Here is a 12883-nt window from a genome sequence, read left to right on the forward strand (position 1 = left end):
CGCGCCGACCTCAAGGCCTGCGCTGTACCTGTGGGAGCTGGCTTGCCGGCGATGGGCTGCGAAGCAGCCCCAAGGTTTCAGCACAGATGCACAAATTGCCGGGGCCGCGTTAACCTCCCGGCGCCGGCCACCACCCCGGGAACATCTGCTGCACCCGGGGTTCGGCGAAGCGCTCGTCGATCAAGACCAGAACGCCACGGTCCTGGTCGCCCCGGATGACCCGGCCTGCCGCCTGGATAACCTTGCGCACGCCCGGGTAGAGATAGGCGTAATCGAACCCCGCACCAAACTGCCGCCCCAGGCGCTGCTTGAACTGCTCGTTGACCGGGTTGACCTGGGGTAGCCCGAGGGTGGCGACAAACGCGCCGATCAGCCGGGTACCCGGCAAATCCACCCCTTCCCCGAATGCACCGCCCAGCACCGCAAAGCCCACCCCGCGGCCATCCGCCACAAAACGGTCGAGAAAGCCCTGCCGGGCCGCCTCGTCCATGCCTGGTTCCTGGGCCCACATGGGTATCTGGGCATGCCGCTCGGCCAGCAGCCCGGCCACCTGTTGCAGGTACTCGAAACTGCTGAAGAACGCCAGGTAGTTGCCCGGCATGCGCTCGTACTGCCGGGCAATCAGCTCGACGATCGGCGCCAGCGAAGCCTGGCGTTGCTGGTAGCGGGTGGATACCTGGCTGGCGATGCGCACTTCCAGCTGTTCGGCGCGAAACGGCGCGGCCACTTCCAGCCAGGCGGTATCGGCCGGCATACCCAGCAGGTCGCTGTAGAAATGCCGTGGGCTCAGGGTTGCGGAGAACAGCGTCACGCAGCGCGCCGCCTGCATGCGTGGGCCCAACAGGCGCGCCGGGGTGACATTGCGCAGGCACAGGGTGGCCAGCCGCCGCTTGCGTGGCCCCTGGCGCTGGCTGATGTCGAAGAGGAAGTGCTCGTCGAACAGCTCGGCAACCCGGCTGAACTGCAACGCCTGGTAGAAGAACTGCAGCACCTGCGGGTCCATTTGCGCGGGTGCCTGGTTCATCTGTTCCTGGATCAGCCCGATGCATTGCTGCAGGGCGCGCAGCAAAGCGTCCGGCAGCGACTCGCTGGCCTGGTACGGCGCGCGCTGCTCCTTGTAGAGGGCGTTCCACTGCCGATTCAGCCGGTCCAGCGCACTGACCAGCCCGGGCGGTTTGCTCTGGCGCAGGGCCTGCAACTGCCCCTGGTCGAGGCTGGCGCTGTACATGCCGCGGCCGCGCTCGACCAGGTTGTGCGCCTCGTCCACCAGCACCGCGACCCGCCACTGGTTGGCCTGGGTCAGGCCAAACAACAAGGCATGGGCATCGAAGTAGTAGTTGTAATCCGCTACCAGCACGTCTACCCAGCGCGCCATCTCCTGGCCCAGGTAATACGGGCACACCTGGTGCGCCAAGGCCACTTCGCGCAGCTGGGCGCGGTCAAGCATGGGCAACGCTGCCGCCGCAGCGCGCGCGGCCGGCAGGCGGTCGTAGAAGCCTGCGGCCAAGGGGCAGGATTCGCCATGGCAGGCCTTGTCGGGGTGCTCGCAGGCTTTGTCGCGGGCGATCAGCTCCAGCGTGCGCAAGGCCGGCTGCGGCGTGGCATCGGTGATCTGGCGCATGGCATCCAGGGCCAGGGCCCGGCCCGGGGTCTTGGCCGTGAGAAAGAACAGCTTGTCCAGTTGCTGCGGCACCATGGCCTTGAGCAGGGGGAACAAGGTACCGAGGGTCTTGCCAATTCCGGTACTGGCCTGGGCCATCAGGCAACGGCCGGTACTCACGGCCTTGTACAGGGTTTCCGCCAGTTGTCGCTGGCCCTGGCGGAACGCCGGATAGGGGAAGCCCAGCGCTTGCAGGCCCTGGTTACGCTCGGCCAGGCGCTGCTCCTGCCCTTGTGCCCAAGCCAGAAAGCGTTGGCACTGGGTTTCGAAGAAGGCCTGCAGTTCGGCTGCCGTGCAGTGTTCACTGATCAGCGTCTGGCCATCGCTGTCCACGTCCAGGTACACCAGCGCCACCTCGATGTCCGGCAGTTGCCGAGCCTGGCACATCAACCAGCCATAGACCTTGGCCTGCGCCCAGTGCAGCTGGCGATGGTTGGCCGGCTGGCGCGCCAGGTCGCCACGGTGGGTCTTGATCTCTTCCAGGCGTTTGCAGGTGGGGTCGTAACCGTCGGCGCGGCCACGCACTTTCAGGGTTTCGAACTGACCTTCGAGGGTAATTTCCGACTCATAGCCCGCAGCGCGTCGCGCCACCACCCGACGGTGCCCCTCGATCCCCTCCTGAGCGGTGGGTGATGGGGTGAAGCGCAGGTCCAGGTCGCCGACCTTGGCGCTGAACTCGCACAAAGCCCGTACCGCCACGCTATAGCTCAAGGCGTTTCGCTCCAGCGTACATGGCACACCGCGACAGGCAAACCGTGCGCCCGGCAGAACTCCAGCCAGCGCAACTGGTTGTCCTGCAGGCGGTCGCCAGGGCCCTTGACCTCGACCATGCGGTAGCGGCCTTGCTCGGGCCAGAACTGGATCAGGTCGGGCATGCCGGCGCGGTTGTTGCGGATGTCCTGCAGCAGGCGCAGGAAGCACTGTTTCAAATGGGCCGCCGGCAGGCAGGCCAAGGCTTGCTCAAGTAATTCTTCACTGAGCACGGACCAGAACACGAACGGAGACTGCAGCCCTTGCTTGGCGGCGTAGCAATCCAGAATCGCCCGGTGATGGCTGCCATCGTCGAGCCGCCCCAGGCAACGTTCGAACAGAGCACTGCGGCGTTGCTGGAAGTCGCCGTCGTGCAGGTCCTGCGGGGCGGCCTGGAACGGGTTGAAGAACGCGCCAGGCACCGGGGCGAAGATCGCCTCCCAGCACAGCAGGCCGAACAGGCTGTTGAACAGCGTGTTCTCCAAGTAATGCACCGGCCCGTCGGCTTCGGCCAGGTGCTGGCGTACCGCCTCTTCCACGCCCAGCGCTGCCCGTTCCCGGGGCAGCTCGAGCTCGATCAGCTCCAGGGGCGCGACACGCTGGCGCCGCTGTGGCGGGCCACCGAGCTTGCGTGCCAGGCGTGGCAACATGCGCTCCAGCGCCTGCACTTCCAGGTCGTTGGCCGGTGCCGCGGCCAGTTGCAGCGCCAGTGCATGGGCCTGGGGCCACTGCTCGCTGCGCTCCAGCACCCGCACCTGGCGGATGCGCGCCTGGGCATGGCTGCACTGCGTGTACACAGCCATGGCCTGCGCCCAGTCGCCCAGACGCTCGCATTGCTGGCCCAAGGCGAATTGCAGGCGCGCATGGCGCCGGGCCAGCCATGGGTTGTCGCTGTGCAGGCCCTGCATGGCTGCCAGGATCGCCTGCGGGTCGTCGCCTTGCTCAAGGCGCTCGGCGCAACGGTGCAAGGCCATGGCCAGGTCGACTTCGGCACGTTGTTGCAGGGCACGCGAATCGGGGCTGAACGGTACCTGCTCGTAGCGCAACAAGCCAAGGTCGGCGAGGACGAAGTCCGACCAGTCCTGGTACAGGTTGCCGAAGAACAGCAGGCGCATGCGGTCGCACAAGGGTTGCAGGCACCAATGGAGGATGCGCATGCCGCTGTCCGGGAACCACTCGGCCAGTGAACGGGCTTGCAGGCCCAGAGGTTGCAGCTGTGCAAGCAGGTCATGCTTGGCGGCGCGAGGGCGGCTCAGCTGTGGGGCAAAACAACGGGCAAATTCGTCCTTGCGCAACAGGGCGAACAGTTGCTCCAGTTCCAGTTGCGCGGGCTCCCGTACCCAGCCGAGGGCCAGCAACGGCTGCAGGGCCTGCCCGGTATCGCCAATTTCGGCATAGTCGAGGCGGTCGCTGCGAAACAGCTCGCCCTTGCGCATGACCATGCGCACCATCAGGGCCTGCGCCGGGGCGTCCAGTTGGCTGAAGGTGTGGATGAAAGCGAGTTCCTGATCGTCGAGCAGGTCTTCGTAGCGCTGTTGTACCCACAGCAGCACCTGGCGGAAATTGTGCAGGTAGTAGAACGGGTCGTCGACGGAATGGGCGATCACGGGCTGGGGTCAGGCGGCTGGAATGGATACTGGTTATACATACAGACCAGTAAGCCTGGCAAGTGCCGTGGGTCAGTTCGGTGGCGCTGTCTGTGGAGCGGCCTTGTTTCGCGTTGGGCTGCGCAGCAGCCCCGGCGAACTGGCCCGCACTGCGGCGGTGTCGGCCTGTGCGAATACGTGCAGAACATTGCCCTGTTCGACTACATCGCGGTGTCGGCCTCATCGCAGCAAAAGGCTGCTCCTACAAAGGATGCGTCAGGCGAGCGATATCTGTTATTTGCGCACAGCACAGCCCGACATCCCCCGACGGCTCAAGGTGTAACCCCGGCGGGCCGGCCACAGCGCAGTTCCAGCACCTGGGCCAGGCGCTCTACCGCCTGTTGCAGCTCACCCGGGTGATCACCCAGCCACGCCATCGCCAGGCACTGCTGGTAGCGCCCCTGCAGGCTGAACTGCTCGCCCGGCATTGCATGCAGCGCTGAACCCGCCAACGACGCGGCAATATCCGCCCATGGCAGCGGCTGGCGAAAGCGCACCCACAGGGTCCGACCGCCCTCCGGCGTTTCCAATGCCACCCGCTGGCCGAACTGCAGCTGCAGCTCACGCGCCAGGCATTGCATACGCTTTTGCAGGTCCGTGCGTAGCCGCACCAGTTGCGTCTCGATCTCGCCTTTGCCCAACATGTGCGCCAGCGCTTGCAGGCGAAGCGGTGCAAGCCGAAACGCACGCTCCGCAAAAGCCTTGGCCAGCCCGGCATCATGGCCCAGCAAGTAGGCATAGGGCGCCTCGCTCCCCACTGCAGCATCGAACGCCCCCATCACCAATAGCCAGCGGGGGTCGACCCAATCGCGCAGGCGCATATTCGGCGGCCCGCTGTAACAGTGCTCACTGTCCAGGTCGTTTTCCAGCACCCATACAGAGTGCTGCCCAAGCATCTGGCCAAGCTGCTGCTGATAGTGCGGTGATACCAGCCGCCCCTGCGGCATGCCAAGGCACGACGGCATCACGAGCATGCACACCGGCTCGCTATCCAGTAGCCAGGCCAGGGCGCGCAGGTCCGGGTTGCCGCAGGTATCCAGTGGTACCTCCAACACTCGCATGCCGGCGCGGGCCAACGCGCGCAGTACCTGCCAGCAACAGGGCGAGTGCACCACCACGGTTCCTCCTTGCACGGCCAACGCCGCCAGCAAGGTCTCCAGCAACGCCTGCACATCCGGAGCCAACTGAACGTCCTCGGCACGCCAGTACCGGTTGGAGGAACGGGTATAGCGTTCTGCGACGGCATTGCGCAGGCGGGCGCTGCCGGGCGCGTCCCAAGGGGCACCATTGTGCGTGCGCTGACGTGCCAGGCGCCGTTCGTGGCTGAGCAGGGTTCGCTCCAGCATCGGCTGTGCCGGCAGGGGTGCCTGCAGAGGCATGGCCGCGGCAGCATCCTTGGCAGCGCCCTGTACGTAATAGCCCGACCTGGGCAGGCATTGCACGCGGCCCTCTTCTTCCAGCAGGCTGTAGGCACTCTGTACGGTGGCCAATGACACCCGCAACCGCCGGGCCAACTCGCGCAACGACGGCAAACGGCAGGGGCCACTACGTGGAGCCTGGTCGATCAGGGCTTCCAGGTAGCGATAGACCTTGCGATAGGCGAACTCTCCGGCGCCCGATTGCTCCATCAAGGCGGCCCCGCATGACCACGCCGCCGCCCCGCTGACCGCCGTGGCAGCAATCTCAGCTGTACATCGCGACGGGCCAGATGGCTCATCAGGCGCCAGGAGGCCAGCGGCAGGCCCCCGCCATAGATCAACCTGAGTTGCCCCAGCGGCAGGCCGCTGGTGTTCACCAGCCAGTTTTTCACCGCTTCAGGGCAGGGTTTACCCTGCAATGCCCTATGCAGGTATGGCAGCGCCACCAGCATGTCGGCATGCCAGCACTGCAGAAAACGCTCCAGGTTCTTCCCCTGCCTGGCAAACGGGCTGAACAACAGGCACACCTGTTGGATCTGGTTGATGCCGTATGCCCTGCCGAACTGCAGTTGATGCACATCGCGCCGCTTGTTGGCGCCCGGCTGGCCAGCCAGCCGCAATGCCGGGCGACTTGCCTGCGGTTCGAGACTGCGCGCGTGCAGTTCCTGCAACTGCGCCGGGGCCAACGGCTCGACGAACGCGGCCAATGGCCGGGCGTCCAGGCCCCCCTCGAAGCGGCAACCGAGCATGAGGTCAAGCTGCTGTTCTTCGAGCAACGGCGGCAGCAGGTCGTCAATGGCAATCAACCGCACCGGCGTGTTCTGCGGCGCCGCCCCCACGGCCGGTTCCGCCAGGGCGCTCGATGGGCCCCCGATGCCGCCATGCAGGCGACTGAGCCCCTGTGCCAGCGTTGCCAGGCACTGGTGCACCGCATACGACCCCCGCTCCCCTGCCAGGCGCAAGCTGCGCCGTGCCCAGGCAAGGTACCGGCGGCGCTGGCACGCCGGGATGGCGGTGATCAATACATCCGCAGGGGTATGGGCCTGCAGCGCAAAGCCCACCGCGGCCGCCAACTCCAGGTGCAGGCGACTCCCTAGCAGCGCTTCGGGGCTGGCGTCGACCAGGTGACCGAACATCAGCATGGCGTCCCTCGCCAACAGCCAGCTCTCGGGCGCGGCAGGGGCATGCCGGCTGAACGGCACTACTTCACGCCCCTTGATCATCTGCAGTTGCACCCGCGGGTCATCCTGCAAGAACAGCGCATTGAAGCCGCGCTCATGGCATTCGAGCGTGGCACTGTCAGCCACGGGCAGGCTCACTACCAGCACCCGCAGCTGGAAGGTTACCGGCGCACGCAGGGCGATACTCAGTTGTGCGGCACGCAGCATCGCCAGCAGCCGGGCGCTGCGCTGATCGTTGCCTTGCAGCACCAGCAAGCGGTAGGTGCCGATGTATTCTGGCCCGCCTGCAGCAACCAGCAGCCGTTGTATCAACAACTGCAAGGAAGCACGCTGCGCCTGTGACATATGACTGAGCAAGCGCTCGAGTACTTGCTGGTAGATATAGTGCATTGCCTGGTCGTGAATAGCAGTCACGAAATCACCTCATCAACTTCATGCAGCCAGCGCAGGTTGATCAGAGAACCTGAACATCAACATGCCCTGAACTTTTCCAGAAGAAATTTCCTACAACTAATTGGAAGTAATGACGTAACCAGTCACTGTCGCCAAGACATCGAGAAAAACGCATCGTAGCGACGCCCCGCCGCTGCCATAGACCGCCCTGGCCTGGGCATAGCCATGCTCATTCCACGCTCCTTGCGCAAACTATCATTGAGCCATTATCGAGGGATGCAAGGCGAATAGAAGATACAGATCAGGGTAAAAAAACCATTCAGAAGAAGTGAGAAAACACATTGACCGCGAGGGAATAACAATTCAAGGCAAAAAGCTTGGCGGAATATTTCGACGAACCTCTGAGCGATCGTTTAAATATAATCCGCGTCTCCTTTTATTGTAGGAAAATTCTTTTTTAAACATCAATCATTCTGTACCGGGCACAAAAAACCCGGGACTCTGCCCGGGCTTCCTGATGACGCAGACCGCTGTCAGTGTTGCCCCATGTCCAGCACCACGCGCCCGCCGCATGGGCATTGGTCCATGTAGCGATGCGCCTCGACCACCTGCTCGAACGGGTAAACCTTGATGATCTGCGGTGTCAGCAACTGGTCGGCAGTGAACTGGTTGATATCGCGCAAGGCGCGCTGCAGCGCCACCTGGTCCTGGCTGATACCCAGCTCCGGCTTGCCGGTGAAGTTGCCGATGCAGTGCACATAGAACTGGATGTTCTTCTGGAACGCCGCGCAAGCCGGGAATGGCGTCTGATTGCCGCCTTGCAGGCCATACAGCACCAGGCTGCCGCGCGGTGCCAGCACATCGCCGAGCAGCGACATCTGCGGCCCACCCATGCCATCCAGGACCATGTCCACACCACGGCCATCGGTGTACTTGCCAACCTGCAGCAGCAGGTCCTGCTCTTCGGTGACAATAACCTTGTCGGCGCCCAGGCCCAGCAGGTACTCACGCTGTTCCGGCTCCTTGGTGGCGGCGAACACCTTCAGCCCCAGGGCCTTGCCCAGTTGCACGAAGGCAGGGCCCGCGCAATGGCTGGCATCGGTGACCAGCGCCGTCTGCCCGGCTTTCGCCCGGGCCAGGTCGACGTAGGCGAAATAGGCGATCAGCAGCGGCGTGTAGTGCACGCTGGCCTCGATCGGGGTAAGCACATCCGGATAACGGGTAATGGCCGAACGCGGCAGCACGATGACATCGCCATACACCGGGTGGTCGTTGGCACTGGTGGCCGGGAAGCTGGCAACCCGGTCACCCACCGCAATATCCTCGACCCCTTCACCGACCGCGGTCACCACCCCGGCCATCTCGTGGCCGATCCCCGCCGGCAGGCGCGCCTGGGACGGTGCCAGGTTCTGGCGCCAGAGCACGTCATACCAGCTGACGCCAACCGCCTCGACGCGGATTTGCACCTCGTCGGCAGCAGGTGACGGTTCGGCCTGCTCCTCGCAACGGAGCACATCGGCAGCGCCGAACTTGTGGAAACGGATCATGCGGGACATCGCATACCTCGCCTTTGTGAACCTCTAATTACCACGGACTTTATCCGGGCTTTGCCGGTTAGACCATCAGTGGTCATTAATAGTCGACATGCCTGTCATCGATTGGGCACCTGACTTTCCCTGCGATTGGTCCCCCTAAACCCGTGCAGGGTACCAGCCTTTGGCCTTAAGATTCACCTCTGCCCCACTTCAGGCGAAGCTCACCGATGAATCGAAACGACCTGCGTCGCGTAGACCTCAACCTGCTGATCGTGTTCGAAACGCTGATGCACGAACGCAGCGTGACCCGTGCCGCGGAAAAACTGTTCCTCGGTCAGCCCGCCATCAGCGCGGCGCTGTCGCGCCTGCGCAACCTGTTCGACGACCCGCTGTTCGTGCGTACCGGCCGCAGCATGGAGCCCTCGGCCCGGGCCCACGAGATCTTCGCCCTGCTGTCCCCGGCGCTGGACTCGATTTCCACCGCCGTCAGCCGCGCCGCCGAATTCGACCCGGCCACCAGCAATGCGGTGTTCCGCATCGGCCTGTCGGACGACGCCGAATTCGCCCTGCTGCCGCAGCTGCTCAAGCGCATACGCGCCGAAGCGCCGGGTATCGTACTGGTGGTGCGCCGGGTCAATTACCTGCTGATGCCGACGCTGCTGGCTTCGGGCGAGATCTCGGTGGGGGTCAGCTACACCAGCGAGCTGCCAGCCAACGCCAAGCGCAAGGTGCTGCGCCGCAGCATGCCGAAACTGCTGCGCGCCGACAGCGTGCCCGGCGCCATCACCCTGGACGACTTCTGCGCGCGGCCGCATGCGCTGGTGTCGTTTGCCGGGGACCTGTCGGGGTTCATCGACGAGGCGCTGGAAGAGATTGGCCGCAAGCGCCATGTGGTGCTGGCGGTGCCGCAGTTCAACGGGCTGGGGAGCTTGCTGGCGGGCACCGATATTGTCGCTACGGTGCCGGACTACACGGCGGATGCGTTGACCGCGGCGGGTGGGTTGCGGGCCGAGGATCTGCCGCTGGATGTGCGCAGTTTCGAACTGCACATGGCCTGGCGCGGGGCGCAGGACAATGACCCGGCAGAGCGGTGGTTGCGGTCGCGGATTCAGATGTTCTTCGGCGACCCTGACAGCCTATAGGGGCTTCGCGCATGCTTAATAACTAATCATTTCTGCCTCTTCCTAGCCTCGAAGAGCCATTTTCCTCCAGCTAATTGCTAAATTTGGGGCATATTTGAGGGCATGCTTTGGATGGTTTGAAAAGGATGCCCCCAACCTGATGTCTACACCCCCTGCCGCTCCCAAACTGAAATCGATGGCCATTTGCTCGCTTAAGATTGTCGACTTGAACCTCTTTCCTTACACACCTGAGATAATGAAAACCCAATTCAGGAAGCGGCACAGATCATCAAGAACTGACGTTGTTGTGAGAGTTGGAGCGCTGCTGTGTAGGTAGGGCCGCGCAGCAACCATGCCTAGTACTCTTTATCAAGAATTTACGCCGGCGAAAAATAAACCGACAGCAACTTGGCACGCGAATCAATACGCTTTAGTCACTTCTTCGGAGTATCGAGAGCGTTACATGTTCCTGTACGTCAATACCTTCATTCGCCCCACCCAGTCCGCTTCGTTCGCAAAATCCTGCAAGACCAAGCCCCTCGCCCTGTTGCCCGTCCAGACTGGTCTTGCCACATTACTGATGATCGGGCCAGCACTGGCGGATCCACTTCCTACCCCTGCCATCGCCAGCACCCTGCCACCCACCCCCAACCCCTTCGCCGTGGACACGACACTGCTGGGCAAGGTCTACGTCAGCGGTCAACTGACCGGGCTCGGCCTGTGGCAGAACCATATTATCGATGCTCCCGGTAACGATAACGACACCTTCCGCGCCGACCTCAGCAATGCCCAAGTCGAGATCCAGACCATCGACAGGCCGCTGCAGTTCTATATCCAGGCCGGTGGCTACTCGTTGCCGTCCCTGGGCAGCACCTACATGAAGTCGACCAAGGCCGCCGAAGAGCTTTACGGCAACCTGCCAGTGGCTTACCTGAAGGCGCCGTTGGGCGAACACTTCGCGATCCTGGCCGGCTCGCTGCCGACCCTGGTTGGTGCTGAGTCCACTTTCACTTTTCAAAACATCAACATCCAGCGTGGCCAGCTGTGGAACCAGGAGCCCTCCATCAGCCGCGGCGTGCAACTGAACTATGCGAGGGACAAACTCAGCGCCAGCCTGTCGGTCAACGATGGCTTCTATTCCGGCAAGTACAACTGGGTCAGCACCAGCCTCGCCTACGCTTTCGATGCCGACAACACCCTGGCGTTCATCGGGGCGGGTAACTTCTCCAGCAACGCGAAGTCGAACATCGCCACGCCCACAGTGCAGAACAACAGCCAGCTCTACAACCTGATCTACACCCACACCGACGGTGACTTCACCCTCAGCCCCTACCTGCAATACACCCGTATTGACCAAGACCGCGACATCGGCATCCATGCAGCCGCCGAAAGCTATGGCGCCGCGCTCCTGGCCAAGTACAGTTTCGATGAACACTGGGCCTTGGGCGTGCGTGCCGAATTCATCGACAGCCAGGGCGGCAGTTGCGGCACCGACCAGAATTGCGCCTCGACCAACCTGCTCTACGGCCCAGGCTCCGGCGCCTGGGCGTTGACCGCCACGCCGACCTACCGTGACGGCCCGTTCTTCGTACGGGGCGAGGTGGCCTACGTCAAGGCACTGGGCGCCGACGATGGTTCGGTGCCAGCGGTGATGAGCGTGACCAGGTTCGGGTACTCGCCGAAACCGGCCTGATGCTCTGCCCCTAAAGCCCTGTGGTCGCACAGGGCTCGACCCACGGGCGTCAAGGAATAAATGTCCAATCCGACGAGGCTTTCATGAATAACCCCCTTGAGCAGTTGCAAGAGCAACTGAGGCAACACGGCATCACCGAAGTCGAGTGCGCGCTCTGCGATTTTTGTGGCATCGCCCGAGGCAAGATCGCCGCCACCGCTCGCTTTCTCGAAGAAGGTGGCATGCGCCTGCCGGAAAGCGTCCTGCTGCAAACGGTGACCGGTGAATACGTCGATGACCATGTGTTCGATACCCTGCTCGACGAGGCAGGTGCCGACATGTACTGCCGCCCCGATCCGCAGGCCTGCTTTGTTCTACCCTGGCTGGCCGAGCCTACCGCCATGGTCATCCACGACCCGTTCGACAAGGCCGGCAACCCGATCGAACTGTCGCCGCGCCATGTACTCAAGCAGGTGCTCGGCCTGTATGCCGATGAGGGCTGGCAACCGGTGGTAGCCCCAGAGCTGGAGTTCTACCTGACCCGGCGCAGCTTTGATCCGGATGTGCCACTGGAGGCACCCGACGGCCGCTCCGGCCGCCCGGAACGGGGTCGGCAAAGTTTCTCCATCGACGCCACCCACGAATTCGCACCGTTGTTCGAAGACCTCTACCACTGGTGCGATGCCCAGGGGCTGGACCTCGATACCCTGAGCCATGAAAGCGGTCCCGCCCAAATGGAAGTGAACTTCCGCCACGGCGACGCTTTGCGCCTGGCCGACCAGCTCATCCTGTTCAAGCGCACCCTTCACGAAGCGGCGCTCAAGCACGGCATCAGTGCGACCTTCATGGCCAAACCGATCGCCTACCAACCCGGTAGCGCGATGCACATCCACCAGAGTGTGCAAGCCTTGCATACCAGCGACAACCTGTTCGCCCGCGATGACGGCGGCATGAGCGAGCAGTTCATGCATTACATCGGCGGCTTGCAGCGCTACATCCCGCAGCTGCTGCCGCTGCTCGCGCCCAACGTGAACGCGTTCCGCCGTTTCCTGCCGGACAACTGCGCGCCGGTGAACGTCGCCTGGGGCCACGACAACCGCACCGTCGGCCTGCGTGTACCCTGCGCATCGCCCGCCGCGATGCGCGTGGAGAACCGCCTGCCCGGCGCCGATGCCAATCCCTACCTGGCGCTGGCCGCCACCTTGCTGTGCGGTTATCTGGGCATGCGCGAACGGATCGAGCCAAGCGCCCCGTTATCGGGACGTGCCTACGCTCACTGCGGCCTGAGCCTACCAAACACGCTTGACGAGGCGCTGGCTCGAATGGACGCCTGCGACAAGCTCAAGACCTACCTGGGTGACAGGTTCGTGCAAGGGTATGTCGCGGTCAAGCGCACCGAACACCGCCACTACCGGCAAGTCATCAGCACGTGGGAACGCGAGTATCTGCAATTGAGTGTGTAACACCGCTCCAAAAAACCGCACGAATGGACTTGATGCGATCTTTA

General features: G+C 63.5%; 8 protein-coding genes. 3 read left to right on the plus strand and 5 right to left on the minus strand.

Going from position 1 to position 12883, the window contains the following annotated elements:
* Positions 1-109: 109 nt before the first annotated feature.
* From IMX18_RS12380 to IMX18_RS12400, 5 genes are all read right to left on the minus strand, one after another.
* Positions 110-2371 (minus strand): ATP-dependent DNA helicase, encoded by a 2262-nt coding sequence (locus tag IMX18_RS12380; protein ID WP_054572927.1) that lies wholly within the window; start codon positions 2369-2371, stop codon positions 110-112.
* On the minus strand, positions 2368-4017 hold the full coding sequence (locus tag IMX18_RS12385) for a VRR-NUC domain-containing protein (protein ID WP_217190534.1): 1650 nt from the start codon (positions 4015-4017) through the stop codon (positions 2368-2370). Before IMX18_RS12385 ends, IMX18_RS12380 begins: the two co-directional genes overlap by 4 nt.
* A 311-nt stretch (positions 4018-4328) precedes the next feature.
* Positions 4329-5684 carry an aminotransferase class I/II-fold pyridoxal phosphate-dependent enzyme gene (locus tag IMX18_RS12390; protein WP_100413522.1) on the minus strand — a complete coding sequence of 452 codons (1356 nt, stop codon included), beginning with the start codon at positions 5682-5684 and terminating at the stop codon, positions 4329-4331.
* Positions 5684-7069: a hypothetical protein gene (locus IMX18_RS12395; RefSeq protein ID WP_054572924.1), complete on the minus strand. Its 1386-nt coding sequence runs from the start codon at positions 7067-7069 to the stop codon at positions 5684-5686. The genes IMX18_RS12390 and IMX18_RS12395 overlap by 1 nt, the downstream gene beginning before the upstream one ends.
* A 512-nt stretch (positions 7070-7581) precedes the next feature.
* Positions 7582-8604 (minus strand): zinc-dependent alcohol dehydrogenase family protein, encoded by a 1023-nt coding sequence (locus tag IMX18_RS12400; RefSeq protein WP_054572923.1) that lies wholly within the window; start codon positions 8602-8604, stop codon positions 7582-7584.
* Positions 8605-8810: 206 nt separating this feature from the next.
* On the opposite strand from IMX18_RS12400, the gene IMX18_RS12405 reads away from it, so the two are divergent.
* The 3 genes from IMX18_RS12405 (at position 8811) to IMX18_RS12415 (ending at position 12839) form a co-directional block, all read left to right on the plus strand.
* Positions 8811-9725 carry a LysR family transcriptional regulator gene (locus IMX18_RS12405; protein WP_013972367.1) on the plus strand — a complete coding sequence of 305 codons (915 nt, stop codon included), beginning with the start codon at positions 8811-8813 and terminating at the stop codon, positions 9723-9725.
* Positions 9726-10167: 442 nt separating this feature from the next.
* Positions 10168-11397 (plus strand): outer membrane beta-barrel protein, encoded by a 1230-nt coding sequence (locus IMX18_RS12410; protein WP_217190532.1) that lies wholly within the window; start codon positions 10168-10170, stop codon positions 11395-11397.
* 83 nt (positions 11398-11480) lie between these two features.
* On the plus strand, positions 11481-12839 hold the full coding sequence (locus IMX18_RS12415; RefSeq protein ID WP_100413523.1) for a glutamine synthetase family protein: 1359 nt from the start codon (positions 11481-11483) through the stop codon (positions 12837-12839).
* The last annotated feature ends 44 nt before the right edge of the window (positions 12840-12883 follow it).

The sequence above is a fragment of the Pseudomonas shirazica genome (assembly GCF_015168335.1).
Lineage (GTDB): Bacteria > Pseudomonadota > Gammaproteobacteria > Pseudomonadales > Pseudomonadaceae > Aquipseudomonas > Aquipseudomonas asiatica.

Bases quoted from the DNA above. Each gene is read 5' to 3' on its own strand.
- IMX18_RS12410 (WP_217190532.1), top strand. From the start codon at position 10,168: ATGTTCCTGTACGTCAATACCTTCATTCGCCCCACCCAGTCCGCTTCG.
- IMX18_RS12400 (WP_054572923.1), bottom strand. From the start codon at position 8,604: ATGTCCCGCATGATCCGTTTCCACAAGTTCGGCGCTGCCGATGTGCTC.
- IMX18_RS12405 (WP_013972367.1), top strand. From the start codon at position 8,811: ATGAATCGAAACGACCTGCGTCGCGTAGACCTCAACCTGCTGATCGTG.
- IMX18_RS12390 (WP_100413522.1), bottom strand. From the start codon at position 5,684: ATGGAGCAATCGGGCGCCGGAGAGTTCGCCTATCGCAAGGTCTATCGC.
- IMX18_RS12415 (WP_100413523.1), top strand. From the start codon at position 11,481: ATGAATAACCCCCTTGAGCAGTTGCAAGAGCAACTGAGGCAACACGGC.